Source organism: Limnohabitans sp. MMS-10A-192 (genome assembly GCF_003063335.1).
In the GTDB taxonomy this organism is placed as follows: domain Bacteria; phylum Pseudomonadota; class Gammaproteobacteria; order Burkholderiales; family Burkholderiaceae_C; genus Limnohabitans_A.
The window spans coordinates 440,787-462,688 of the sequence record NZ_NERX01000002.1 but is presented as its reverse complement, the minus strand read 5'-3'; the positions used below and the strand labels follow the sequence as shown (position 1 = coordinate 462,688).

Annotated in this window: 33 protein-coding genes and 1 tRNA gene; 6 read left to right on the top strand and 28 right to left on the bottom strand. The window is 59.4% G+C overall.

Annotated elements, in window-relative coordinates; all coding sequences use genetic code 11:
• Window positions 1-28 precede the first annotated feature (28 nt).
• From apaG to B9Z43_RS07110, 4 genes are read left to right on the top strand one after another with little or no spacing between them, the layout of a single operon-like run.
• Window positions 29-421 carry a Co2+/Mg2+ efflux protein ApaG gene (gene apaG / locus B9Z43_RS07125; protein ID WP_108324103.1) on the top strand — a complete coding sequence of 131 codons (393 nt, stop codon included), beginning with the start codon at window positions 29-31 and terminating at the stop codon, window positions 419-421.
• Between the two features lie 29 nt (window positions 422-450).
• Complete coding sequence (gene thiL, locus B9Z43_RS07120; RefSeq protein ID WP_108324102.1) at window positions 451-1,410, top strand: thiamine-phosphate kinase; 960 nt, start codon at window positions 451-453, stop codon at window positions 1,408-1,410.
• Between the two features lie 2 nt (window positions 1,411-1,412).
• Window positions 1,413-1,940, top strand: a complete 528-nt coding sequence (locus tag B9Z43_RS07115; protein WP_108324101.1) for a phosphatidylglycerophosphatase A — start codon at window positions 1,413-1,415, stop codon at window positions 1,938-1,940.
• A gap of 5 nt (window positions 1,941-1,945) precedes the next feature.
• A complete protein-coding gene (locus B9Z43_RS07110; protein WP_108324165.1) occupies window positions 1,946-2,407 on the top strand; it encodes a CinA family protein in 462 nt (153 codons plus the stop codon).
• Between the two features lie 65 nt (window positions 2,408-2,472).
• Here the strand turns inward: B9Z43_RS07110 and B9Z43_RS07105 are convergent.
• The 19 genes from B9Z43_RS07105 to glpK all read right to left on the bottom strand — a co-directional run bounded on the left by B9Z43_RS07105 (window position 2,473) and on the right by glpK (window position 13,043).
• Window positions 2,473-2,549, bottom strand: a tRNA-Met gene (locus B9Z43_RS07105).
• Between the two features lie 19 nt (window positions 2,550-2,568).
• Entirely contained in the window at window positions 2,569-2,955 is a 387-nt protein-coding gene (gene rplQ, locus B9Z43_RS07100) for a 50S ribosomal protein L17 (protein WP_108324100.1), read from the bottom strand.
• A gap of 82 nt (window positions 2,956-3,037) precedes the next feature.
• The gene (rpoA, locus tag B9Z43_RS07095; protein ID WP_108324099.1) at window positions 3,038-4,030 is read right to left on the bottom strand and encodes a DNA-directed RNA polymerase subunit alpha; all 993 of its coding nucleotides are present in this window, start codon (window positions 4,028-4,030) and stop codon (window positions 3,038-3,040) included.
• A gap of 100 nt (window positions 4,031-4,130) precedes the next feature.
• Window positions 4,131-4,754 (bottom strand): 30S ribosomal protein S4, encoded by a 624-nt coding sequence (gene rpsD, locus B9Z43_RS07090; RefSeq protein WP_108324098.1) that lies wholly within the window; start codon window positions 4,752-4,754, stop codon window positions 4,131-4,133.
• 86 nt (window positions 4,755-4,840) lie between these two features.
• Window positions 4,841-5,245 carry a 30S ribosomal protein S11 gene (rpsK, locus tag B9Z43_RS07085; protein ID WP_108324097.1) on the bottom strand — a complete coding sequence of 135 codons (405 nt, stop codon included), beginning with the start codon at window positions 5,243-5,245 and terminating at the stop codon, window positions 4,841-4,843.
• Window positions 5,246-5,264: 19 nt separating this feature from the next.
• On the bottom strand, window positions 5,265-5,630 hold the full coding sequence (gene rpsM, locus B9Z43_RS07080) for a 30S ribosomal protein S13 (RefSeq protein WP_108324096.1): 366 nt from the start codon (window positions 5,628-5,630) through the stop codon (window positions 5,265-5,267).
• Between the two features lie 24 nt (window positions 5,631-5,654).
• Window positions 5,655-5,768 (bottom strand): 50S ribosomal protein L36, encoded by a 114-nt coding sequence (gene rpmJ, locus B9Z43_RS07075; RefSeq protein WP_011481465.1) that lies wholly within the window; start codon window positions 5,766-5,768, stop codon window positions 5,655-5,657.
• 92 nt (window positions 5,769-5,860) lie between these two features.
• The gene (secY, locus tag B9Z43_RS07070) at window positions 5,861-7,180 is read right to left on the bottom strand and encodes a preprotein translocase subunit SecY (protein WP_108324095.1); all 1,320 of its coding nucleotides are present in this window, start codon (window positions 7,178-7,180) and stop codon (window positions 5,861-5,863) included.
• 22 nt (window positions 7,181-7,202) lie between these two features.
• On the bottom strand, window positions 7,203-7,634 hold the full coding sequence (gene rplO, locus B9Z43_RS07065; protein WP_108324164.1) for a 50S ribosomal protein L15: 432 nt from the start codon (window positions 7,632-7,634) through the stop codon (window positions 7,203-7,205).
• 10 nt (window positions 7,635-7,644) lie between these two features.
• Window positions 7,645-7,827: a 50S ribosomal protein L30 gene (gene rpmD / locus B9Z43_RS07060; RefSeq protein WP_108324094.1), complete on the bottom strand. Its 183-nt coding sequence runs from the start codon at window positions 7,825-7,827 to the stop codon at window positions 7,645-7,647.
• A gap of 14 nt (window positions 7,828-7,841) precedes the next feature.
• Window positions 7,842-8,360, bottom strand: coding sequence for a 30S ribosomal protein S5 (rpsE, locus tag B9Z43_RS07055; protein ID WP_108324093.1), 519 nt, complete (start codon window positions 8,358-8,360; stop codon window positions 7,842-7,844).
• Between the two features lie 17 nt (window positions 8,361-8,377).
• The gene (rplR, locus tag B9Z43_RS07050) at window positions 8,378-8,743 is read right to left on the bottom strand and encodes a 50S ribosomal protein L18 (RefSeq protein WP_108324092.1); all 366 of its coding nucleotides are present in this window, start codon (window positions 8,741-8,743) and stop codon (window positions 8,378-8,380) included.
• Between the two features lie 11 nt (window positions 8,744-8,754).
• Window positions 8,755-9,288: a 50S ribosomal protein L6 gene (rplF, locus tag B9Z43_RS07045; RefSeq protein WP_108324091.1), complete on the bottom strand. Its 534-nt coding sequence runs from the start codon at window positions 9,286-9,288 to the stop codon at window positions 8,755-8,757.
• Between the two features lie 16 nt (window positions 9,289-9,304).
• Entirely contained in the window at window positions 9,305-9,700 is a 396-nt protein-coding gene (gene rpsH, locus B9Z43_RS07040; protein WP_108324090.1) for a 30S ribosomal protein S8, read from the bottom strand.
• Between the two features lie 19 nt (window positions 9,701-9,719).
• Window positions 9,720-10,025 carry a 30S ribosomal protein S14 gene (gene rpsN, locus B9Z43_RS07035; RefSeq protein WP_108324089.1) on the bottom strand — a complete coding sequence of 102 codons (306 nt, stop codon included), beginning with the start codon at window positions 10,023-10,025 and terminating at the stop codon, window positions 9,720-9,722.
• Between the two features lie 8 nt (window positions 10,026-10,033).
• Window positions 10,034-10,573, bottom strand: a complete 540-nt coding sequence (gene rplE / locus B9Z43_RS07030) for a 50S ribosomal protein L5 (RefSeq protein ID WP_108324163.1) — start codon at window positions 10,571-10,573, stop codon at window positions 10,034-10,036.
• A gap of 2 nt (window positions 10,574-10,575) precedes the next feature.
• Window positions 10,576-10,896: a 50S ribosomal protein L24 gene (gene rplX, locus B9Z43_RS07025; RefSeq protein ID WP_108324088.1), complete on the bottom strand. Its 321-nt coding sequence runs from the start codon at window positions 10,894-10,896 to the stop codon at window positions 10,576-10,578.
• 9 nt (window positions 10,897-10,905) lie between these two features.
• Entirely contained in the window at window positions 10,906-11,274 is a 369-nt protein-coding gene (rplN, locus tag B9Z43_RS07020; protein WP_053172537.1) for a 50S ribosomal protein L14, read from the bottom strand.
• A gap of 269 nt (window positions 11,275-11,543) precedes the next feature.
• The gene (gene glpK / locus B9Z43_RS07015; protein ID WP_108324087.1) at window positions 11,544-13,043 is read right to left on the bottom strand and encodes a glycerol kinase GlpK; all 1,500 of its coding nucleotides are present in this window, start codon (window positions 13,041-13,043) and stop codon (window positions 11,544-11,546) included.
• Window positions 13,044-13,132: 89 nt separating this feature from the next.
• Here glpK and proC point away from each other — a divergent pair, with 89 nt between their 5' ends.
• Window positions 13,133-13,957 carry a pyrroline-5-carboxylate reductase gene (gene proC / locus B9Z43_RS07010; RefSeq protein WP_108324086.1) on the top strand — a complete coding sequence of 275 codons (825 nt, stop codon included), beginning with the start codon at window positions 13,133-13,135 and terminating at the stop codon, window positions 13,955-13,957.
• Here proC and ubiA read toward each other — a convergent pair whose 3' ends face one another.
• Both ubiA and B9Z43_RS07000 read right to left on the bottom strand, forming a co-directional pair.
• Entirely contained in the window at window positions 13,958-14,809 is an 852-nt protein-coding gene (ubiA, locus tag B9Z43_RS07005) for a 4-hydroxybenzoate octaprenyltransferase (protein WP_108324085.1), read from the bottom strand. It lies immediately after the preceding gene.
• A gap of 77 nt (window positions 14,810-14,886) precedes the next feature.
• Window positions 14,887-15,909, bottom strand: a complete 1,023-nt coding sequence (locus B9Z43_RS07000) for a serine/threonine protein kinase (protein WP_108324162.1) — start codon at window positions 15,907-15,909, stop codon at window positions 14,887-14,889.
• Between the two features lie 101 nt (window positions 15,910-16,010).
• Here B9Z43_RS07000 and B9Z43_RS06995 point away from each other — a divergent pair, with 101 nt between their 5' ends.
• A complete protein-coding gene (locus B9Z43_RS06995; RefSeq protein WP_108324161.1) occupies window positions 16,011-16,439 on the top strand; it encodes a potassium channel family protein in 429 nt (142 codons plus the stop codon).
• On the opposite strand, the gene B9Z43_RS06990 is transcribed toward B9Z43_RS06995, so the two are convergent.
• From B9Z43_RS06990 to B9Z43_RS06960, 7 genes are all read right to left on the bottom strand, one after another.
• A complete protein-coding gene (locus B9Z43_RS06990) occupies window positions 16,433-17,239 on the bottom strand; it encodes a crotonase/enoyl-CoA hydratase family protein (protein ID WP_108324084.1) in 807 nt (268 codons plus the stop codon). The two genes, B9Z43_RS06995 and B9Z43_RS06990, sit on opposite strands and share 7 nt — an antisense overlap.
• A gap of 255 nt (window positions 17,240-17,494) precedes the next feature.
• On the bottom strand, window positions 17,495-18,160 hold the full coding sequence (locus B9Z43_RS06985) for a microcompartment protein (protein ID WP_108324083.1): 666 nt from the start codon (window positions 18,158-18,160) through the stop codon (window positions 17,495-17,497).
• 29 nt (window positions 18,161-18,189) lie between these two features.
• Window positions 18,190-18,462 carry a BMC domain-containing protein gene (locus B9Z43_RS06980; RefSeq protein ID WP_019427480.1) on the bottom strand — a complete coding sequence of 91 codons (273 nt, stop codon included), beginning with the start codon at window positions 18,460-18,462 and terminating at the stop codon, window positions 18,190-18,192.
• Between the two features lie 61 nt (window positions 18,463-18,523).
• Window positions 18,524-18,793 (bottom strand): EutN/CcmL family microcompartment protein, encoded by a 270-nt coding sequence (locus tag B9Z43_RS06975; protein WP_108324082.1) that lies wholly within the window; start codon window positions 18,791-18,793, stop codon window positions 18,524-18,526.
• The gene (locus B9Z43_RS06970; RefSeq protein WP_108324081.1) at window positions 18,790-19,758 is read right to left on the bottom strand and encodes a nuclear transport factor 2 family protein; all 969 of its coding nucleotides are present in this window, start codon (window positions 19,756-19,758) and stop codon (window positions 18,790-18,792) included. The genes B9Z43_RS06975 and B9Z43_RS06970 overlap by 4 nt, the downstream gene beginning before the upstream one ends.
• Window positions 19,755-20,369, bottom strand: coding sequence for a BMC domain-containing protein (locus B9Z43_RS06965; RefSeq protein WP_108324080.1), 615 nt, complete (start codon window positions 20,367-20,369; stop codon window positions 19,755-19,757). The genes B9Z43_RS06970 and B9Z43_RS06965 overlap by 4 nt, the downstream gene beginning before the upstream one ends.
• Window positions 20,370-20,378: 9 nt before the next feature.
• On the bottom strand, window positions 20,379-21,878 hold the full coding sequence (locus B9Z43_RS06960; protein ID WP_158270080.1) for an aldehyde dehydrogenase family protein: 1,500 nt from the start codon (window positions 21,876-21,878) through the stop codon (window positions 20,379-20,381).
• Window positions 21,879-21,902: the final 24 nt, after the last annotated feature.

Below are 21,902 nucleotides of genomic sequence, written 5' to 3'. Positions count from 1 at the left end.
CTTGAATTGTCGCAGTTAACATGGCCCCATGTCTGCCTACGCCATCCAAATTGACGTTCTGCCCCAATACGTGGCCGAGCAAAGCGATCCACTTCACAAGGTGTTTGCCTTCGCCTACACAATCACGGTGACCAATACGGGCACCTCGCCCGCGCAGTTGATTGCACGCCACTGGATCATCCAAGACGATCAAGGACACAGCGAAGAAGTCAAAGGTTTGGGGGTGGTCGGCCAGCAGCCACTGCTTGCGCCCGGCGAATCGTTTCAATACACCAGCGGCTGCCGCCTGCGCACCGCCAGTGGCACCATGCATGGCAGCTACTTTTTTGTGGCCGCAGATGGCCACCGTTTCGATGCACCCATCGACACCTTTGTGCTCGATGCCTCTGGCTCTGGTGTTTCCGGGCGCACCTTGCATTGAGGGTGCCAGCTTGCGGTTAAGCTCGGGCCATGGGTGAATTTGACCTGATTGAACGTTTTTTCAAGCGACCTGCGCGGCAAGCCGACGTGGGCATTGGCGATGACTGCGCCATTTGGACGCCACAGCCCGGCCATCAACTGGCCATCTCCGCCGACATGCTGGTGGAAGGGCGGCATTTTTTGTCTACGGTGGACCCGGTTCGGCTGGGCCACAAATCGCTGGCCGTTAACCTGAGTGATTTGGCCGCTTGCGGCGCCACGCCCCGTGTTTTCCTGCTGTCTTTGGCGCTGCCCCGTGCCGATGAAGAATGGTTGGCGGGCTTCTCCAAAGGCCTCTTCCAGCTGTCCGATGCGCACGGCTGCGAACTGATCGGTGGCGACACCACACAAGGCCCGCTCAACATCGCGATCACCGTCATGGGCGAAGTCCCCTTCGCGCAGGCTGTGCTGAGGTCCGGTGCACGCGCAGGAGATGATCTGTATGTCAGCGGCCACTTGGGCGATGCCCGCCTCGCCTTGGAAGCTTTTCGCGGCCACATCAGCTTGCCCCAATCCGTGTTCGATGCGGCGCGGCTTCGCATGGAAGTGCCTGAGCCACGCGTTGCGCTGGGCCAGTCCTTGCGCGGCGTGGCCACCGCCATGGCCGACATCAGCGATGGGCTGCTGGGCGATCTCGGACACATCCTCAAGGCCAGCCATGTTGGCGCAGAGATTGATCTGATGGCCACAGCAGATCTCATGGCCGCATCTGCTCATTGGACCTGCCCTGCGGACTTGGCTTCACACTGCGTGTTGTCTGGTGGGGATGACTATGAGTTGGTCTTCACCGCACCTGCAGAGGCCCGTTCATTGGTGCTTGCCGCGGCTGCGCATGCCCACACGCGTGTGACCCGCATCGGTCAGATCACCCCTGCACCCGGGCTTGTTCTGCACGATGCCCATGGCCTGCCCGTACAGCACCACCACCGCTCGTTTGACCATTTCGCCTGAAGATGAACGATTCACCGCAGCCCTCTCACGCGCCCGTGCGGCCCAATGCAAGATTCATGCTGTCACACCCTGCGCATGCCGTGGCCCTGGGCCTGGGCTCCGGCCTTGCCCCCAAGGCGCCCGGCACTGTTGGCAGTCTGTGGGGCTGGGCGTCCTGGTTGGTGATTCAAAACGACCTGTCGGCCTCTGCCCAAGGGCTTTTGATCGTGTGCGCAGTCTTGCTCGGCTGGTGGGCCTGCACCGTCACCGCCAGAAACATGGGCGTTTCAGATCCCGGCTCGATCGTTTGGGATGAAATCATCGCCATGTGGCTGATTTTCTGGCTCATCATGCCCACCGGATTTGTTGGACAAGTTTGCGCCTTTGCCTTGTTCCGCTTTTTTGATGCGGTCAAGCCCGGACCCGTGGCTTGGGCGGATCAACTTTTCAAGGGCTTCGGTTGGCGAGGCGGGTGGGGGATTATTTTTGACGACCTCGTTGCCGCCGGCTGCACATTGCTCGTGATCGCTCTGTGGAGTTGGTTGTGGTGAATCACATGACCACCACTTTGGCTGAGCGGCTGCTGCTCAAACAGTGGATGTTGGCCACCGCCGAAAGTTGCACCGGCGGCATGATTGCCGCCCACTGCACAGACTTGTCAGGCTCCAGCGCCTGGTTTGAACGGGGCTTTGTGACTTATTCCAACGAAGCAAAGACGGAGCTCTTGGGTGTTCCGTCTGACTTGATTTTGAAGGACGGTGCAGTCAGCGAATCGGTGGCGCGGGCCATGGCACTTGGGGCCTGCTACCGCTCCAACGCCAGAGTCAGCGTGGCGGTGACTGGCATCGCCGGGCCCGCCGGTGGCTCTGCTGATAAACCCGTAGGAACAGTGTGGCTCGCTTGGTGTGTCGATGGCATTGCCCAAGCTGAAAAGCGGCTGTTTTCAGGTGATCGCGGGCACATCAGACGGGCCACCGTCCAAGCAGCCATAGAAGGCTTGCTCAGTCGACTGCCTTAACAAGATACCGCAACAAAAAAGCCCTCCGAAGAGGGCTTTTTTGAAAATCAGCTTGCGCCGAAATTTGGTTGCGGGGGCCGGATTTGAACCAACGACCTTTGGGTTATGAGCCCAACGAGCTACCAGACTGCTCCACCCCGCGGTAAGAGGTTAATTATACCTTATTCTGCAGCTTGTTCTGCAGAAGATTCAGCGCGATCGACCAATTCGACCAAAGCCATCGGTGCGTTGTCGCCCACACGGAAACCCATTTTCAGGATACGTGTGTAGCCACCAGGGCGCGAAGCCGAACGAGGGCCCAACACATTGAACAATTTGGTGACGCTGTCGCGATCACGCAAACGGTTGAATGCCAAGCGACGGTTCGACAAGTTGTCAACTTTGGCCAAAGTGATCATGGGCTCGATCACACGGCGCAATTCTTTGGCCTTTGGCACAGTGGTTTTGATGACTTCGTGCTCAATGAGCGAGTTCATCATGTTCTGCAGCATCGCAAGGCGGTGCGAGCTGGTGCGGTTGAGTTTACGAAGTCCGTGTCCGTGACGCATGGTGCTTACCTTTCTTTATTAAACAAGCAGCCGTATCAGGTACTGCCCGTGCACACCCCGGAATTTTTCCGGGAATTGGAGATTATCGCTTTTCCAGACCAGCGGGTGGCCAAGCTTCGAGCTTCATGCCCAAAGTCAGACCGCGGGAAGCCAAAACTTCCTTGATTTCGTTGAGTGACTTGCGACCCAGGTTAGGGGTCTTGAGCAATTCATTCTCGGTGCGCTGGATCAGGTCGCCGATGTAGTAAATGTTTTCCGCTTTGAGGCAGTTGGCCGAACGAACAGTGAGTTCGAGCTCGTCCACAGGGCGCAGCAAGATCGGATCGAAACTGCCAGCACCACCGCGAGCGGCAGGCGCATCGAAAGCAGACAATTCACTGCCTTCGAGCTGTGCGAACACAGCCAGTTGTTCAACCAAAATCTTGGCCGAAGCACGCACAGCGTCTTCAGCAGTGATGGCGCCGTTGGTTTCGATTTCGATGACCAACTTGTCCAGATCGGTACGCTGCTCAACGCGAGCGCTTTCGACGGTGTAGCTCACGCGCTTGACGGGCGAGAACGAAGCGTCGAGAACGATGCGGCCCAAAGCCTTGGTTGGCTCATCGGCAAAACGGCGCATGGAACCTGGCACATAGCCACGGCCCTTTTCGACCTTGATCTGCATGTCCAGCTTGCCGCCTTGCGACAGGTTGGCGATGACATGCTCAGGGTTGATGATTTCAACGTCGTGAGGTGTCTGGATGTCAGCAGCAGTGACAGCGCCTTCGCCGTCTTTGCGCAAACTCAGGGTCACTTCATCACGGTTGTGCAACTTGAACACGACACCTTTGAGGTTCAACAAGATGTTGACCACATCTTCTTGAACGCCGTCGATGGACGAGTACTCATGCACCACGCCGGCAATGGTCACTTCGGTCGCCGAATAGCCGACCATGGAGGACAGCAAAACGCGACGCAGGGCATTGCCCAGCGTGTGACCGTAGCCACGCTCGAAAGGCTCCAACGTGACTTTGGCACGGTTGGCCGCCAATTGTTCGACTTGGATGGCTTTGGGTTTCAACAGATTGGTTTGCATTCAGACTTCCTCTCAATACCCCCGGTCCGTTACACCGGTAAGGCTGATGAAGCACCCGGCCCACAATGCCTTGTGCGCCGGGAACGATTGAAACGACGTATTAACGAGAATACAGTTCGACGATCAACGATTCGTTGATGTCAGCGCCGAATTCGTCGCGGTCAGGAACCTTCTTGAAGGTGCCTTCTGCCTTGTCGGCATTGACTTCGACCCAAGCAGGCATGCCCACTTGTGCGGCCAACTGCAGTGCTTCAACCACACGGTTTTGCTTCTTGGACTTCTCGCGCACAGCGATCACGTCACCGGCCTTGACCAGGTAAGAAGGGATGTTCACGGACTGACCGTTCACGGTGATCGCCTTGTGCGACACCATCTGACGTGCTTCAGCGCGTGTAGAGCCAAAGCCCATGCGGTACACCACGTTGTCCAGACGGCACTCGAGCAAAGCCAGCAAGTTGGAGCCGGTGTTGCCTTTGCGGCGATCGGCTTCAGCGAAGTAGCGACGGAATTGCTTCTCCAGCACGCCGTACATGCGCTTGACTTTTTGCTTTTCACGCAATTGCAGACCGTAGTCCGAAGTGCGCTGACCCGAAGTGCGACCGTGCTGGCCGGGCTTGGTGTCGAATTTGGACTTGTCAGCGATCGAGCGACGTGCGCTCTTCAGGAACAAGTCAGTGCCTTCGCGGCGGGAAAGTTTGGCCTTGGGGCCGAGGTAACGTGCCACTTGATTTTCCTTTTAGACAACTGCCGCATCAGAAATGCGGGAGCCAGGCGATGCAAGCAAGGCCTGGCGGTGGGCTTGGTTTGAAATTAGATACGACGACGCTTTTGAGGGCGGCAGCCGTTGTGCGGGACTGGCGTCACGTCCGAGATGGAAGTGATGCGGATACCCAATGCACCCAAGGCACGAACGGAAGACTCGCGACCAGGACCTGGGCCCTTGATTTCGACGTCGAGGTTCTTGATACCTTGTTCTTGTGCTGCACGGCCAGCCACTTCAGAAGCAACCTGAGCTGCAAAAGGTGTCGATTTACGCGAACCCTTGAAACCCTGGCCACCCGAAGAAGCCCAAGACAAGGCGTTGCCTTGGCGATCGGTGATCGTGATGATGGTGTTGTTGAACGAAGCGTGAACGTGTGCAATGCCGTCAGCAATGTTCTTGCGGACTTTTTTACGGACGCGTTGTGCTGCGCTGTTTGATTGTGCTTTAGCCATAGTGGTCTCTCAATCCTGCTTATTTCTTCAGAGCCGCTGCGCCTTTGCGCGGACCCTTGCGAGTACGTGCATTGGTACGTGTACGCTGGCCGCGCATGGGCAAACCGCGACGGTGGCGGAAACCACGGTAGCAACCGATGTCCATCAAGCGCTTGATGTTCATGGTGGTCTCACGGCGCAGGTCACCTTCGATGGTGAATGCTGCGATGTGATCGCGAATTTTTTCCAGGTCGCCGTCCGTCAGATCTTTGATCTTCTTGGAGTAAGCGATGCCACAGGCTTCGCAAATTTGTCGTGCGCGGGTGCGTCCGATACCGAAGATGGCGGTCAAGCCAATTTCAGCATGTTTGTGCGGCGGAATGTTGATGCCAGCGATACGTGCCATTTTCGTCCTCTAAAACTTGTTCAATCAGCCTTGACGCTGCTTGTGACGTGGATCTGTACAGATCACACGAACAACGCCTTTACGGCGAATGATCTTGCAGTTGCGGCAAATTTTTTTTACCGAAGCAGAAACTCTCATGGTTCTCTCCTAAAACTCTTTGTTCGGCCCGACCTTTCAGTCAGGCTTAAATGGTGGTCCCACCTTGCAGCAGGAATTCGTACGCAAGCCGGTCAGGACTTGAAACTCGCTTTCTTCAAAAGCGATTCGTACTGTTGAGACATCAAATAATTCTGTACCTGGGCCATGAAATCCATCGTGACCACCACAATGATCAGCAGGGATGTGCCGCCAAAGTAAAACGGAACATTGTATTTCAGAATCAGGAACTCAGGCAGCAGACAGACAAAGGTGATGTAAGCAGCACCGGCCAAAGTCAGGCGCAACAAAATCTTGTCGATGTAGCGAGCAGTTTGATCACCCGGGCGAATGCCTGGAATGAACGCACCACTTTTCTTCAGGTTATCTGCAGTTTCACGGCTGTTGAATACCAAAGCGGTGTAGAAAAAGCAGAAGAAGATGATGGCGGCCGCATACAACATGACATAGATCGGCTGACCTGGCGTCAAGGTACTGGCAACGTCTTTGAAAAAACGAACCACTGCACTGTTTGTCTCGCCTGAACTGAACCAGTTGATCACTGTTGCAGGCAACAAAATGATCGACGAGGCAAAGATCGGAGGAATGACGCCAGCCATGTTCAACTTGAGCGGCAGGTGCGACGATTGACCGCCATACACTTTATTGCCTACCTGACGGCGTGCGTAATTCACCAAAATCTTGCGCTGACCACGCTCAACAAACACCACGAAGTAAGTCACCAAGACCACGACCGCAATGATCATCATCGACACCAGAGGGTTCATTGCACCGGTACGCACCAATTCAAACAAACCACCCAGTGCGCTGGGCAAGCCAGCTGCAATACCTGCAAAAATCAGAATCGAAATACCATTGCCTAAGCCACGTTCAGTGATTTGCTCACCCAGCCACATCAGGAACATCGTGCCAGCAGTCAAACTGACCACAGCTGTCATGCGAAAGCCCATGCCTGGGTTGATCACAAGCCCTGCAGATGCTTCCAGCGCAATGGCGATACCCAAAGATTGGAAAACGGCCAAGCCGAGTGCACCAAAACGTGTGTATTGCGTGATCTTGCGACGACCTGCCTCGCCCTCTTTCTTCATCTGCTCAAAAGCAGGAAGAACGTAGGTCAACAACTGCATCACGATGGAAGCAGAGATGTAAGGCATGATGCCCAAGGCGAACACGGTGAACCGAGACAAAGCCCCACCCGAGAACATGTTGAACAAGCTCAGGATGCCACCTTGTTGACCGTTGAACAACTGCTTGAGCTGTTCAGGATCAATGCCCGGAACTGGAATGTGTGCGCCTGCGCGGTAGACGACCAACGCGAGCAACAAGAAGACCAGTCGGCGACGCAGGTCTCCGAACTTGCCTGTCTTGGCGATCTGATTAGCGTTGGTTGCCACGATGCGTCTCGACCATCAACATTCAGGCCACGGAGCCACCAGCAGCTTCAATCGCTGCCTTGGCACCTGCTGTCGCACCGATACCCGTCAACTTGACGGCTGCGGTGAGTTCACCAGTTTTGATCACTTTGACCACCTTGGCCAGCTCAGGCACGAGGCCAGCCTGCTTCAGGGTCAACAGATCCACTTCCGCCAAACCGAGCTCGCTCAGTGTGGTCAAGGTGATTTCTGCGTTGTATTTCAACAAGTGCGATTTGAAACCGCGCTTGGGCAGACGGCGCTGGAGAGGCATTTGACCGCCTTCGAAGCCCACTTTGTGGTAACCGCCAGAGCGGGATTTTTGACCCTTGTGACCACGGCCGGCGGTTTTACCCAGACCCGAACCGATACCACGGCCAACACGACGTGCGGCGTGCTTGGAGCCCTCTGCGGGCTTGATGCTATTGAGTTCCATCATCGGCCTCTTAGAGAACTTTGACCAGGTAGCTGATCTTGTTGATCATGCCGCGCACTGCGGGCGTGTCCTGCAATTCGCTGACGCTGTTGAGTTTGCGCAGACCCAAGCCACGAACGGTGTCGCGGTGGGATTGCTTGGTACCAATAGGGCTACGCACCAATTGGACTTTCACGGTAGTTTGGGTAGACATGTTCGATCTCCAGTTCAGACGAACAACTCTTCAACCGACTTGCCACGCTTGGCAGCCACGTTAGAGGCTGTTGTGCAATTGGCCAGGGCGTCCAGAGTGGCGCGAACCATGTTGTAGGGGTTCGAAGAACCATGGCTCTTGGCCACGATGTCGGTGATGCCGACCACTTCAAACACAGCACGCATAGGACCGCCAGCGATGATGCCGGTACCCTTGGGTGCTGGCGCCATCATGACGCGCGCTGCGCCGTGGTGACCCGTCACTGCGTGGTGAATCGTGCCGTTCTTCAAAGCAACTTTGTTCAGGTTGCGGCGGGCTTCTTCCATTGCCTTTTGCACAGCCACTGGCACTTCTTTCGATTTGCCTTTGCCCATGCCGACTTTGCCGTCGCCATCACCCACCACTGTCAACGCTGCGAAACCCAGGATACGGCCACCCTTGACCACCTTGGTGACGCGGTTGACCGCGATCATCTTCTCGCGCAGACCGTCTTCTGGACCGTCAGCTTGCGGTTTTGCTGTAAATTTAGCCATTTGTAATTCCGATCCGTTTAGAACTGCAGACCTGCTTCACGGGCTGCCTCGGCCAAAGCCTTGACACGACCGTGGTAAGCGAAACCTGCGCGGTCGAAGGCGACCTTCTCAACGCCAGCAGCTTTTGCTTTTTCAGCAATGCGCTTGCCAATGACGGCGGCGGCGGCGGCATTGCCACCTTTGCCCGCTGCACCCAGGGCCGTACGCACTTCGGCTTCGGCTGTGGAGGCGCTGGCCAACACTTTGGTGCCGCAGCCAGAGATAACGCTGGCGTAAATGTGCAGGTTGGTGCGGTTCACGGTCAAACGGGCCACGCCTTGCTGTGCAATGCGGATGCGTGTTTGACGTGCACGACGGAGACGCTGCTCTTTCTTGGTCATCATGATGCAGCTCCTTATTTCTTCTTAGTCTCTTTGATCGTGATCTTCTCATCCGAATAACGGATGCCTTTGCCTTTGTAAGGCTCGGGAGGACGAACAGCACGGATCTCAGCAGCAATTTGGCCAACACGTTGACGGTCAGCACCCTTGATCACGATTTCAGTCGCGGTCGGGGTGGCCACCGTGATGCCCGCAGGCATGTCGATGTTGACGGGATGGGAGTAACCCACGGCCAGGTTCAGTTTGGCACCAGAGGCTGCCGCTTTGTAACCCACGCCGACCAGGTTCAGCTTCTTCTCGAAGCCCTTGGTCACGCCTGTCACCATGTTGTTCACCAGCTGACGCATGGTGCCGCTCATGGCATTGGCTTCGCGTGAATCATTGGCGGGGGCAAAACTCAGCTTGCCGCCTTCGTTGTTCACTGTGACCAGCATGTTGGCAGAGATGGCCAATTGACCACCCGTACCTTTCACACTGATTTGTGTTGCATTGATGGACACATCCACACCAGCGGGGATGGTCACAGGCATTTTTCCTACTCGGGACATTCAGTCTCTCCTGCCTTTAAGCGACGTAGCACAGCACTTCGCCGCCGACACCGGCTGCGCGCGCTTTGCGGTCGGTCATCACACCTTTGGGCGTGGTGACGATGGCGACGCCCAGGCCGTTTTGGACCTGAGGAATTGCATCGCTGCCTTTGTACACGCGCAGGCCAGGACGGCTCACACGCTCAATGCGCTCGATCACAGGGCGACCGGCGTAGTACTTCAGGGCGATTTCGAGGGTGGCTTTGCCGCCTTCGGTTTTGATTTGGAAGCCGTCAATGTAGCCTTCATCTTTCAGCACTTGGGCAATGGCCACCTTCACTTTGGAAGAAGGAACCAACACCATGGCTTTGGAAACCATTTGTGCGTTGCGGATGCGGGTCAACAGATCGGCAATAGGATCACTCATGCTCATGTTGTATCTCTCCTGCCGATTACCAGCTGGCCTTGGTCACGCCCGGAATGTTGCCTTGGAAGGCAAGTTCACGGATCTTGGCGCGGCCCAGACCAAATTGACGGAATGTGCCACGTGGGCGACCGGTGATTTCGCAACGGTTGCGCTGGCGCGTGGGGTTGGCGTTGCGTGGGAGCTTTTGCAGACCCAGACGGGCAACTGCACGCTCTTCATCGCTGCGCTTGGCATCATTGGCGATGGCTTTCAGTTCCGCGTATTTTTTCGCGTACTTGGCCGCCAGTTTTTCACGCTTGAGCTCACGCTCGATCAAAGCTACTTTAGCCACGTGACACCTCAGTTCTTGAAGGGGAAGCGGAAAGCCGTCAAAAGTGCTTTGCACTCTTCGTCGGACTTGGCCGTTGTGGTGATGCTGATGTTGAGACCGCGCAAGGCATCGACCTTGTCGTACTCAATTTCAGGGAAAATGATCTGTTCTTTGACGCCGATGTTGTAGTTACCACGACCGTCAAATGCGCGACCAGAGATACCACGGAAGTCACGAACGCGTGGCAAAGCCACGGTCACGAAACGGTCCAGGAATTCATACATCTGAACGCCACGCAGAGTCACCATGCAACCGATAGGTTGTTGTTCACGGATCTTGAAACCGGCGATCGCTTTCTTGGCCTTGGTCACCACAGGCTTTTGGCCTGCAATCTTGGTCAAGTCGCTCACAGCGTGGTCCATGACTTTTTTGTCAGCCACAGCCTCAGACACACCCATGTTCAGAGTGATCTTGGTGATGCGAGGAACCTGCATGGGTGACGTGTAGCCAAATTTGGCCGTCAGTTCAGCAGCGATTTTCTCGCGGAAGATTTGTTGCAAACGTGCCATGCTCATGCCACCTTGATTTCTTCGCCGCTGGACTTGTAAACGCGAACGCGTTTGCCGTCAGCTTGCAGCTTGATGCCCACGCGATCAGCCTTGCCCGTTGCGGCGTTGAAAATCGCCACATTGGATTGGTGAATCGGCATGGCCTTTTCGATGATGCCGCCAGTTGTGCCCTTCATGGGGTTTGGCTTTGCGTGCTTTTTGACGAGGTTCACACCTTCAATCACGAGGTGCGAATCGCTGGCGCGCAGTGACACGGTGCCACGTTTGCCTTTGTCACGACCTGTGATGACGATGATTTCGTCGCCTTTGCGAATCTTGTTCATGGCGCGTCCTTACAGTACTTCAGGAGCCAAGGACACGATCTTCATGAACTTCTCGGTACGCAGTTCACGCGTCACGGGGCCGAAGATGCGGGTGCCGATAGGCTCCAACTTTGCGTTCAGCAACACTGCAGCGTTGCCATCAAACTTAACGAGCGAGCCATCGCCACGGCGGATGCCCTTGGCTGTACGAACCACCACTGCACTGTAAACCTCGCCTTTTTTGACGCGACCACGTGGAGCGGCTTCTTTGATGCTCACCTTGATGATGTCGCCAACACTTGCATAGCGACGCTTGGACCCGCCGAGCACCTTGATGCACAGCACGGACTTAGCGCCGGTGTTGTCGGCCACATCCAACCGAGTTTCTGTCTGGATCATTTCTTTATTCCCAACTTGTATCCCTCACTCAGCAGCCAAAGCCACCAAACAGGAATCAGTCTTGGACCCGTCATCCACACCGCAAACCACTCGCAGCACTTCAGATTGGGCAGATACTTACGCTTTTTGCAAAGCGAAGCCCACGATTCTGTCAGAAAAAAATCGGGGCGTCAACAACTTTCACAAAGAATTTTGGATTGAACCTCATTTAAGTGACTCATTGCGCCTGGAAAGAGCCCTACTTTATTGAATTGAGCGCCATGAATCACTCAAACCGCCCATTTTCTGGCGCGGTTCACCGCCTGACGCCATCGCGCCTGACGCTCACTGCGCTGCGAGGCCGTCCATTGCGGTTCAAACCGCCGCTCTTCTTGCCACTGCGCAGAAATTTCGTCGGCACCCGACCAAAAACCAGTGGCCAGTCCTGCCAAATAAGCAGCGCCCAAAGCCGTGGTTTCACTGACCTGGCTGCGCACCACCGACACACCCAGCACATCGGCCTGTATTTGCATCAACAAATTGTTCCTGCAAGCGCCACCATCTACCCGCAACTCCTGCAGCTGCAAGCCGCTGTCGGCACTCATGGCTTGAAATACATCGGCGGTCTGCAAGGCAATGGCCTCCAGCGCTGCGCGAGCAATGTGGGCACGGGTTGTGCCCCGCGTCATGCCCAACAAGGTGCCGCGCGCCTGGCCATCCCAATCAGGGGCACCCAAACCTGCAAAAGCAGGCACCAGGAAGACATCCCCCGTGTCCGCCACACTGGCCGCCAAGGCCTCGACCTCGGGCGCACTTTGGATCAGTTGCAAGCCATCGCGCAACCACTGCACCGTTGCGCCCGCCATGAACACCGATCCTTCCAGCGCATACGCTCTGGCATGTTCAGACGAAGCGGGCCCCTGCCAAGCCACCGTGCTGAGCAAGCGATGCCGGCTGACCACGGGCTTGCTGCCCGTGTTCATCAGCATGAAGCAGCCGGTGCCATAGGTGTTCTTGGCCATGCCCGGCGCAAAACAAGCTTGGCCAAACAATGCGGCCTGCTGATCGCCTGCCCACCCCGCAATCGGCACACTCACGCCCAGCAAAGCGGCCTCGGTTTCGGCCACCACGCCGCACGAGGGCAACACTTGAGGCAAGACCTCTTTCGGGATGCGGAGCATGACCAGCAACTCAGGATCCCAGGCGCCTTGTTTCAAATTGAACAACAAGGTCCGCGAAGCATTGCTGGGGTCCGTGGCATGGACGCGCCCCCCCGTGAGCTTCCACACCAACCAGCTGTCCACGGTGCCAAAAGCCAGCTCACCACGCTCAGCCCTTACCCGGGCGCCCGGCACATGGTCCAGCAGCCAGGCCAGCTTGGTGCCGGAAAAATACGCATCCAGCACCAAACCCGTCTTGCGGGCGATTTTGTCGGCCAGCCCGGCTGCACGCAGGGCCTCGCAATGCGCGACGGTTCGTCGGTCCTGCCAAACAATGGCGGGCGCGATGGGCTCTCCTGTCTTGCGGTCCCACAAGACGGTGGTTTCGCGCTGATTGGTCAAGCCAATCGCGCGCAACTGGCGCGCCGAGAGGCCTGCGCGCGCGAGCACCTCCTGCATCACGGCCAGCTGGGTTTGCCAGATCTCATGGGCATCGTGCTCCACCCAGCCGGGCTGCGGGAAATGCTGCGCAAACTCGCGCTGCGCGATCGCCACGGGCTGGCCAGCCCGGTCAAACACCACCGCGCGTGAGCTGGTGGTTCCTTGGTCAATTGAAAGGATGTAGTCCATGCCCGCAAGGCTAACGCAAACGCCTTGGCACAAACAGCGACAATTCCCGCATTGCGTTTTCCAAGCAAACACCCTAGGGACACACCGACATGAGCACACCTTCACAACACATCGCATTCATCGGCGGCGGCAACATGGCCAGCGCCATCATCGGCGGCCTGATCCGCCAGGGCATGAAGCCAGCGCAAATCACCGTGGTGGAGCCCTTTGCAGAGACCGCCGCCAATCTGCTCAAGGACTTTGGCATCAGCGCACTGCCCTCGGCCAGCCCGGCACTGGCGCAGGCCGACCTGGTGGTCTGGGCGGTCAAACCGCAGATGTTCAGCGAAGCCGCAGCACCCGTCATGCCCCACACCGGCAATGCCTTGCACCTGTCGGTGGCCGCCGGCATCCGCACCGACAGTATCAGCCGCTGGGTGGGCACCGAGCGCGTGGTGCGTTGCATGCCCAACACGCCAGCACTGGTCGGCCAAGGCATGACCGCGCTGTACCCTTGCCCCAGCGTCTCTGCCGCAGACAAGGCACTGGTCGAGCAGGTGATCGGCACCACTGGGCAATACCTGTGGGTCGCGCAAGAGTCGCAACTGGACGCCGTGACGGCCCTGTCGGGCTCAGGCCCGGCTTACGTGTTTTATTTCCTCGAAGCCATGACCGAAGCCGGTGTCGGCATGGGCCTGTCGGCCGAACAGGCCTACCAACTGGCTGTGGCCACGTTCTCGGGGGCGTCCTCTTTGGCGGCGGCATCGACCGAGTCGCCCGAAGTGCTGCGCCAGCGCGTCACATCCAAAGGCGGCACCACCTATGCGGCCCTGACCGCCATGGAGGCGGCAGGCATCAAACCCGCCTTTGTGAAAGCCATGCAAGCGGCCGAGCTGCGCGCCCGCGAGCTGGGCGACGAGTTCGGCAAAACCTGATCAAAGGTCGCGTAGAACCACGCCCACAAACACGCTGAAGCCCAGCCAGTGGTTCAGCCGAAAGGCCTGGAAACAGCCCTCGCGGCTGCGCTGGCGGATCAACAGGTAGTGCCAAACCACCTGAGCTGCTGACACGGCCCAAGCCAGCCAGAAGCCCACGCCTTGCTGCGGGGCATTGAGCAGCCATGCCCAGATCAACAGGTACGCCACATAAAAACCCATGATGGCGGGCACATCCTGGTCGCCCAAGGTGATGGCCGAGGTCTTCATGCCAATCTTCAAATCATCGTCCCGGTCCACCATGGCGTATTCGGTGTCGTAGGCCAGCACCCAAAACAGGTTGCCCAACAACAAAGCCCAGGCCAGCAGCGGCACCTGGCCCTGCACCGCAGCGAAAGCCATCGGAATGCCAAAACTGAACGCCACACCCAGCACCGCCTGCGGCATCGATACATAGCGCTTGGCATAGGGATACAGCAAGGTCACCGCCAAAGCGGCAAACGACCACTGGATGGTCGCTGCGTTGGTGGTCAGGACCAGCCCAAACGCGCACAACGCCAGCGCAGCGCCCACCAGCAAAGCTTCCTTTGTGCCGATGCGCCCACTCGTCACCGGGCGGTTGGCGGTGCGCTTGACGTGCTTGTCGAAGTCACGGTCGGCCACATCGTTGATGCAACACCCTGCGCTGCGCATGAGGATGGTGCCCAGGGTGAAGACCGCGATCAGGTGCCAACCCGGAAAGCCGCCCGCAGCCACCCACAAAGCCGCCAGCGAAGGCCAGAGCAACAGCAACCAGCCCGCAGGCCGGTTCCAGCGGATCAAATCGAGGTACAGCTTGAGTTTGTCGGTCATGGGGGAAATTATCTGTGTGAATGCCTTCAGACGGGGACTCACGCCTGGACGCCGCGCCCTTCTGAAACTCGGCAGACTCACACCACCAAAGGCGCTTCCTGCATCTGCTCGATCTGCTCTTGCAGCATGAGCACCTGGCCGCGCCAATAGTCGGGCGTGCCAAACCACGGGAAGTTGACCGGGAAAATCGGGTCTTCCCAACGCCTGGCCAACCAAGCGCTGTAATGGATCAAGCGCAAGGTGCGCAGGGGCTCGATCAGGTGCAGCTCCGCCCGGTCCAGGTCGCGCACCTGTTCGTAGCCCTCGACCAGCGCTGACAACTGTTCGGTGCGTTGGCGGCGGTCGCCCGACAAAAGCATCCACAGGTCCTGCACCGCCGGGCCCATGCGGGCATCGTCCAGATCCACAAAGTGCGGGCCGCCGCCAGGCATGTCGGTGGGCGTCCACAAGATGTTGCCAGGATGGCAATCGCCGTGCAGGCGCAACAGGCGGCGATCTGCCGCACCTTGCGCCATCTTGGTCTGGATGATGTCCACGGCCTGCGCCAGTGTGGTCTGCCATTCACGCTCTACCTCGAGCGGAATCATCTGATGGGTTTTCAGCCATTCGGCCGGCTCCAGCGCAAAGGTCTGCACGTCCAGCGTGGGCCGGTGCGCAAATGGCTGCGCTGCCCCCACGGTGTGGATGCGGGCCAGAAAACGGCCAATCCATTCCAGCACTTCAAAGTCGTCCAGCTCGGGCCTGCGCCCGCCGCGCAAAGGGCTGACTGAAAAATCAAAACCCGCGCTGTGGTGCAAGGTCTGACCACCCAAGGTCAAAGGCGCGACCACCGGCACCTCGCCCGCCACCAGCTCGGCCGCAAAGTCATGCTCTTCCTGAATCTGTTCGCGGCTCCAGCGTCCCGGGCGGTAGAACTTGAGCACCACCGCCTGGTGGCCTTGTTCGGGCTCGTCCAAGTGCACGCGGTAAACGCGGTTTTCGTAAGAGCTGAGCGCCAGCAAACGCCCGTCGGGCCACAAGCCGAGTTCAGACAGGGCGTCCATCACCCGGTCAGGGGTCAATTCGGCATAAGGGTGTTGCACAGCGGTCGTATCGGTCATGCGTCGATTGTGGCCCACAGGCAGCGCCTGTCCCTGGGCCACCACACCGAACGCTGACATGCGTCACAAGCGCTGCTCGCCAAATGGATGAAAATCAAGGCATGCGATCACATCCCCGGCGGTTCAGCCGCATCATTCATCAAGGCCTGATTTACTCACTGCTCTTGGCGGTGGCCATTTTGGGGCTGGGGGGTGTGGGCTTTTGGGTGATTGACCCCCACATCCACACCCTGTCTGATGGTCTGTGGCTGGCCTTCACCACAGCAGCCACGGTGGGTTTTGGCGATGTGGTGCCCTCCACCCATGCATCGCGTGCTTTCTCGGTGATTGTGGTGCTCTTGGGTCTGGCAGTGCTGTCGCTGGTCACCGCCTCCCTGTCGGCCATCTTTGTCGAAAAAGAAGTTGAAGACGAAGAGCGGCAAATTGAAAAAGACCTGATGCACGAAATCCGTCACCTTCGCCACGAGGTGGCGGATCTGCGACGCGATATTCAAGCGCTCTCGTCAAGCGACCCGCCCAGCGCTCACTGACCGGTAAAACGGGCCGGTCTTTTTTCAACAAACGAGCGCACGCCTTCTGCGGCGTCGTCGCTGTTGGATAGCGTTCTTTGCACCGACAGAAAATCGTGCATCGCCACCAGCGGGCCGTGCTCCACCGCCTTGAGCACGTTTTGCCGCGTGGCCACCACCGCCAGCGGCGCTTGCGCGGCGATCTGCCCGGCGATGCGCATGACCTCAGGCAAAAGGTCCGCCGCTGGCACCACCTTTTGCACAAAGTTCAGGCGCAGGGCTTCGGCGCTGTCGAACACATCGGCTGTGAGCAAATGCAAGAGCGCATTGCCCATGCCCGCCCGCTCGGCCATGCGCAGCGTGGCACCGCCCGTGGCCATGATGCCGCGCTGCACCTCCAGCTGCGAGAAGCGGCAGTCATCGGCCGCGACCACGATGTCGGCCGCCAACATCAGCTCGATGCCCAGCGTGTAGGTGATGCCCTGCACCGCCACCACCATGGGTTTGACGCGGCGGCGATAGCCCTCCATGCCCAGATTCAGCGGGTCCACCAGGCCCAGCGGCACCGACTTTTCACCACGCTTCATCAGCGGTGCAATGGTCGGCAAATCCAGCCCGGCAGTGAAATGGTCCCCCGCCGCGCACAGCACGCCCACGCGCAGCGCAGGGTCGTCGTCGAGCCGGGTGTAGGCCTCGCCCAACTCGCGGAACATCTTGGGCGTGAAGCCGTTGCGCTTGGCAGGGCGGTTGATGCAAATCTGAAGGACTGCACCGTGGACGGTGCAATCGATCTGGCCTTCGGGGTGGGGGGTGAGGTTCATGAATCAGATGCTAGAGCGTGGTGTCCCGCATGCCTTTCACCCGGGTGACAGGCTTGGGCGGCCACCACGTCTTCGCGCTCATGCCGTCCGCGATGGCGAATCCCTCATTTCGCCATCGCGGGCAAAAATTGGCGACACAGGAGCTCTTCAAGCGCCGCAGCTGGACTGCCGCGTCGCAGGCTCCTCGCAGTGACGGCCTGAGACGGCCTGAGACGGCCTGAGACGGCCTGAGACGGCATCCGGCGGCTGTCGCCGTCAGGCGCGGCCCGGAATCTCGGCCAGCAATTGCTCGACATGTGCCTTGGCTTTTTCAAGCGAGGCCATGCTGCCGGTCAGGTACATGCGGCCACTGGCACCGATCATGCTGCACTCGACCAGGGTCAGGTCGGGCGCGACTTTTTCGGCTTCGTTGGCCATGTGGGCACCAAACAGGGCCGGGGCCACTTCCATCAGCAGCATGTGGTCGCCGGGCAGCACCATGCTGGCTTGGCGCGTGCGGTTCATCAGCACGGCGTGCTGATCGGTCACGTTTTCCAGAATGTCGCTGTACAGCAGATGCGGGCGCAGTTGGTCTTCGGCCTTGGCCCCCATCCAGTCCAGGATGACCTGGCCTGCGCGCTGCAGGGCGGCGCTGTCGTTGCTGTGCAACTCCAACACGCCAAACTGCCGCTCGACGGCCAGGATGCCCGGCTCCAGCGTGGGCTCGGCTTTCAGGGCCAAGTCGATCACGCGCTGGATGGACAGCCCGGGGGCGATCTCCACCAGCAGCGCGTGGGTGCCTTGCATCGCCACGTAGCCGCGTGCGCCCAAAGGCGAACTCATCCACGAGGAGAACTGGGGCTGCAGGTCGGTGAGCGTCAGGTAAACCCGAAGCTCAGCGGCCGGCTTGGTGGGCGCTGCGGCTTTTTTGCTTGTGGCCATGCGGCCTCCTTATCTGGGGCAGCTGTCGATCACTTGCCGTCGAAGGCTTTGGACACGTCAGCGTGTGGACGCGGGATGACGTGGCAAGACACCACTTCACCGATCGCGCCTGCGGCTTCAGCACCGGCTTCTGTGGCGGCCTTGACGGCACCCACGTCGCCCGAAACGATGATGGCGACGAGACCGCCACCGACTTCTTTTTTGCCAACGATGTTGACGTTGGCGGCTTTGACCATGGCGTCAGCGGCAGCGAAAGCAGCAACATAACCTTTGGTTTCGATCATTCCGATGGCTTGTGACATGAGAGTCTCCTTGAGGGGTTAAAAAAGAAAGGGTTGAAGAAAAGGGTGAGGGGGAAAAGGTTCAACGCATCGGCGTTGGGGTGTCGTAGTTGTCGAGCGAGGCGATGATGAGCGCATCGGCCACCACACGCGGGTGGGCCGGGGCGAACCACCAGGCCGCAGGTGCGCCGATGGTGATCATCACGCGCTCGCCAATGCCGCAACCCATGGGGTCAAAGCAGACCACCACGTCTTTGGGGTAGTCCAGCTGCACCTCCAGCAATGCGCCGGGTGGCAACTCGGGCAAGCGTTTGCTGGCCACGATGCGGCCGATCACGGTTCCTGTTTTCATGGGGTAGTTCCTCGGTCAATGGTGATGCCGCGCTTGCGCAGGGCTTCTTTGCCCAAGGGGGTCATGACCGCCTTGGGATGCAGCCGAACGGTTTTCACGCTCGGCGGCAGGGTTTTGAGCAGCTTCTCGCCGATCACGCCCTTGAGTTCGGGCAAGTCCACTTGGTGATCGTGCAACTCGCAGGTGTCGCCCTTGCACTCGCAGGCCTTGCCGGCCTTGCACGAGGAACAGCAGGCGGCCGGGTCGGTGGCGGTGGTAGCCGCCATGGCCGACGTGGTTGGGGTAGCGGCAGCGGCTTGCGGGGCAGGCGCAGCAGCGGCCACCGCCTTGACGGCCGCTTCGTCCACGCGCATGTCAAAACGCAGCAGGCCCGATTGCGCGGCCTGCAGCAAAGCCGGGCTGGCGGCCAGGCGCTTGAACAAGTCGGTCAGCGCTTGTGCGTGGGCGGCCGTGCCCACACGCAAGGGCACCACCACACCCTGCGATGCAGTCGCTGGTGCAGTCGCTGGCGCAGCGGCCGGAGCTGCTGGTTTGGGCGCACCAATCTGCTTCCAATAAGCGTCTTTGCGGGCGATCAGGCCATCGCGGATTTGGTACACATCGGTGCCGTCCAGGGTGACCGATTGACCACCGGGCAAGGGCACGCCCACCTTGTAGTTTTGCACCACGGTTTGGCCCAGCACGTTCATGTGCGAGTCCGAGAACTTGGGGCCTGTGGGGCTGGCAAAGCGTTCTTTCAAAAACGCCGAGCATGCGGCGCGGCCATTCAGCACACGCGAGTCGGGCAAGGTCCAGACCACATCGGGGGCAAAGCAGGCCACGATCGCCTCGGCATTCGCAGCGGCGTAACCGGCTTCAAAGCGCTGCATCAAGGCGGCCACCGATGTGTCTGCACCCGTGGCTTTGGCACCCAGGGCCGTGCGCACCTGCGCCCGAATTTGTGCGCGCAAAGCGTCTGCGCTCATGCAGCACCTCCGGCGTCGCGAATCACCGCCTCGGCCACAGCGGCTGCGGCCCGCACGTCCGAGGCATTGCCCGACAGGTACAAGCGACCGGCCGGGCCCATGAAGCGACAGTCGATCAGCTTCACGTTGGCGGCTTTTTCGGCCTCGTTGGCCACCAGCAGCGCATACGAAGATGTGGTCATCTCCATGATGTAGAGCGACTCGCCGGGCAAAAGCATGCTGCCGGACTTGCTGCGGTTGATCAAAAACGCGTGGTAACCGTCGACCCGGTCAATGACCTTGGAGGCCAAAATTTCGGGCTTGAGCACGCTCTTCTCGCTCACGCCCATGGCTTCGAGCACCGCAGCACCGGCCGACTTGACCGACGAAGAAGACTGACCGTGGAACTCCAGATAGCCAAACTGACGCTCGACCACCAGGTTGCCGGGTTTGACGTCGTCGTGCTTGAGGGCGATGTCGGTCAGCCACTCGATGTCCATGCCGGGGGCCACTTCGATGAGCATGGCCGCGTCGTTGTGGCGCGGCAGGAAACCACGGGCGGTGGAACCCAGCAAACACATCAGTTGTGGCTGCAAGCGGTCCAGAAAAATATAGCTGCGCAAAGTGGACATGAAGGGCTTTCAGCGAAGGTGTTCGAGTTCTTCCTGCACGATGCGCAGGACCATGGCCTGGAGTTCAGGCGTGAGGGTGGACAGTTGAGACGGTGAGGCACCGGCCGAAGCAGCCGCAGAGGCCGCGCCCGAAGCCATGGCCCCGGCCCAGCCACCGGGCAGCGGAAAGGCCACGCGTTTCCAGTTGACCAGCAACTCGGGGCCGACGTTGCAGTCCACCGAGCTTTTGCCCGCGTAACCCGTGCCGATGGTGAAGGTGTAGGGCAAGCCGGTGTTGGCACCGGTGGTGTCGTGCACCGTGGAGCCGTTGACGACCACGCGGTAATAGTCAAGGGCCGCGCCCCAGACCACGGCCTGCTCGGCGCTGGCCGAATGGATGCCCGAGGTGTGGCCCGCGCCGCTGTGCTGCAGCATGAGGCGCGCCACGCCAATGGCTTGGTCGATGTCCTGCACCACCACGCAACCCAAAATCGGCGAGAGTTTTTCTTTCAGCAGCACATGGCCGGCTTGCGGCTGGGCGATGGGGCAGACCAACGCCAGGCAATCCACCGGCACCTGCACGCCTGCAGCTTGTGCAATTTCGTGCGCTGGGCGGCCGACCACCTTGCCGTTGAACTTGCCACCGGGAAAGGCGTGGTTTTGAATCTTCTGCGCCTCGTCTTCGGTGCACACATGCGCACCCTGGCGGGCCAGCGCTTGCTGCATCTGCACGGCGATGCTGGCGTGCAGCATCAGCACCGAAGGGGCCGAGCAAGGGCTGCCGTGGTCAAAGTTCTTGGCGGCCACAATGGTCTGCGCAGCCGCTTCGATGTCGGCGCTGGCGTCCACATAAATCGGCACATTGCCCGAGCCCACGCCAATGGCGGGGTTGCCCGAGCCGTAGGCGGCGCGCACCATGGGCGTGCCACCGGTAGCCAAAATCACGTCGGTGCGGCTGTCGCGCATCAGGGCACCCGTGGCTTCCACCGTGGGGCGCGTCAAAATTTGCACCGCGTGGGCAGGGCCGCCTGCGGCCTCAATGGCGGCTTGCAACTCGTTGGTCACGGCGGTGCAGCAGCCCAGCGCCACCGGGTGCGGCGAGATGACCAGCGCGTTGCGCGTCATCAGGCACATGATGGTTTTGAAGAGGATGGTGGCCACCGGCGAGGTGGAGTTGGACAAGCCCACCACCACCCCCGCAGGGCGACCGATCTCGACGATGCGCAGCGCATCGTTGCGGCGCACACCACCCAGCGCCACATTGTCCCAAGCGGTCGGCGTCAGCGTGCAGGCGATCTGGTTCTTGGCGATCTTGTCGGCGACTTTGCCGATGCGGCTTTCGCGCACGGCCCACTCGGCATAAAACTCGGCACGCGGCAGCAAAGCGGCGGCCACCTGCTTGGCCACTTGCTTGGCCTGCTCGGGGGTCCAGCGGGCCAGCTCAGCAGCCGCTTGCCGGGCACGGCCCAGCAAGTCGCGGGCCTCCTGCAAGGCAGCCAGGTCGTGGTCGGCCAGATCGATGGGGTTCATTGAACTCATGTAAGGGTGCGTCCC

Coding starts and splice junctions, on each gene's coding strand:
- proC (WP_108324086.1), top strand. CDS start 13,133: ATGAGCACACCTTCACAACACATCGCATTCATCGGCGGCGGCAACATG.
- rpsK (WP_108324097.1), bottom strand. CDS start 5,245: ATGGCTAAAGCACAATCAAACAGCGCAGCACAACGCGTCCGTAAAAAA.
- rpmJ (WP_011481465.1), bottom strand. CDS start 5,768: ATGAGAGTTTCTGCTTCGGTAAAAAAAATTTGCCGCAACTGCAAGATC.
- rplN (WP_053172537.1), bottom strand. CDS start 11,274: ATGATCCAGACAGAAACTCGGTTGGATGTGGCCGACAACACCGGCGCT.
- B9Z43_RS06965 (WP_108324080.1), bottom strand. CDS start 20,369: ATGTCCACTTTGCGCAGCTATATTTTTCTGGACCGCTTGCAGCCACAA.
- apaG (WP_108324103.1), top strand. CDS start 29: ATGTCTGCCTACGCCATCCAAATTGACGTTCTGCCCCAATACGTGGCC.
- rpoA (WP_108324099.1), bottom strand. CDS start 4,030: ATGCAAACCAATCTGTTGAAACCCAAAGCCATCCAAGTCGAACAATTG.
- B9Z43_RS07000 (WP_108324162.1), bottom strand. CDS start 15,909: ATGACCGATACGACCGCTGTGCAACACCCTTATGCCGAATTGACCCCT.
- B9Z43_RS06985 (WP_108324083.1), bottom strand. CDS start 18,160: ATGGCCACAAGCAAAAAAGCCGCAGCGCCCACCAAGCCGGCCGCTGAG.
- thiL (WP_108324102.1), top strand. CDS start 451: ATGGGTGAATTTGACCTGATTGAACGTTTTTTCAAGCGACCTGCGCGG.
- B9Z43_RS07115 (WP_108324101.1), top strand. CDS start 1,413: ATGAACGATTCACCGCAGCCCTCTCACGCGCCCGTGCGGCCCAATGCA.
- rplR (WP_108324092.1), bottom strand. CDS start 8,743: ATGATGACCAAGAAAGAGCAGCGTCTCCGTCGTGCACGTCAAACACGC.
- B9Z43_RS06960 (WP_158270080.1), bottom strand. CDS start 21,878: ATGAACCCCATCGATCTGGCCGACCACGACCTGGCTGCCTTGCAGGAG.
- rpsM (WP_108324096.1), bottom strand. CDS start 5,630: ATGGCACGTATCGCTGGCATCAACATTCCGCCGCACAAACATGCTGAA.
- rpsH (WP_108324090.1), bottom strand. CDS start 9,700: ATGAGCATGAGTGATCCTATTGCCGATCTGTTGACCCGCATCCGCAAC.
- B9Z43_RS06990 (WP_108324084.1), bottom strand. CDS start 17,239: ATGAACCTCACCCCCCACCCCGAAGGCCAGATCGATTGCACCGTCCAC.
- rplQ (WP_108324100.1), bottom strand. CDS start 2,955: ATGCGTCACGGACACGGACTTCGTAAACTCAACCGCACCAGCTCGCAC.
- glpK (WP_108324087.1), bottom strand. CDS start 13,043: ATGGACTACATCCTTTCAATTGACCAAGGAACCACCAGCTCACGCGCG.
- rplF (WP_108324091.1), bottom strand. CDS start 9,288: ATGTCCCGAGTAGGAAAAATGCCTGTGACCATCCCCGCTGGTGTGGAT.
- rplX (WP_108324088.1), bottom strand. CDS start 10,896: ATGAACAAGATTCGCAAAGGCGACGAAATCATCGTCATCACAGGTCGT.
- rplE (WP_108324163.1), bottom strand. CDS start 10,573: ATGGCACGTTTGCAACAAATCTTCCGCGAGAAAATCGCTGCTGAACTG.
- B9Z43_RS07110 (WP_108324165.1), top strand. CDS start 1,946: ATGACCACCACTTTGGCTGAGCGGCTGCTGCTCAAACAGTGGATGTTG.
- rpmD (WP_108324094.1), bottom strand. CDS start 7,827: ATGTCTACCCAAACTACCGTGAAAGTCCAATTGGTGCGTAGCCCTATT.
- ubiA (WP_108324085.1), bottom strand. CDS start 14,809: ATGACCGACAAACTCAAGCTGTACCTCGATTTGATCCGCTGGAACCGG.
- rplO (WP_108324164.1), bottom strand. CDS start 7,634: ATGGAACTCAATAGCATCAAGCCCGCAGAGGGCTCCAAGCACGCCGCA.
- B9Z43_RS06970 (WP_108324081.1), bottom strand. CDS start 19,758: ATGAGCGCAGACGCTTTGCGCGCACAAATTCGGGCGCAGGTGCGCACG.
- B9Z43_RS06975 (WP_108324082.1), bottom strand. CDS start 18,793: ATGAAAACAGGAACCGTGATCGGCCGCATCGTGGCCAGCAAACGCTTG.
- rpsE (WP_108324093.1), bottom strand. CDS start 8,360: ATGGCTAAATTTACAGCAAAACCGCAAGCTGACGGTCCAGAAGACGGT.
- B9Z43_RS06980 (WP_019427480.1), bottom strand. CDS start 18,462: ATGTCACAAGCCATCGGAATGATCGAAACCAAAGGTTATGTTGCTGCT.
- B9Z43_RS06995 (WP_108324161.1), top strand. CDS start 16,011: ATGCGATCACATCCCCGGCGGTTCAGCCGCATCATTCATCAAGGCCTG.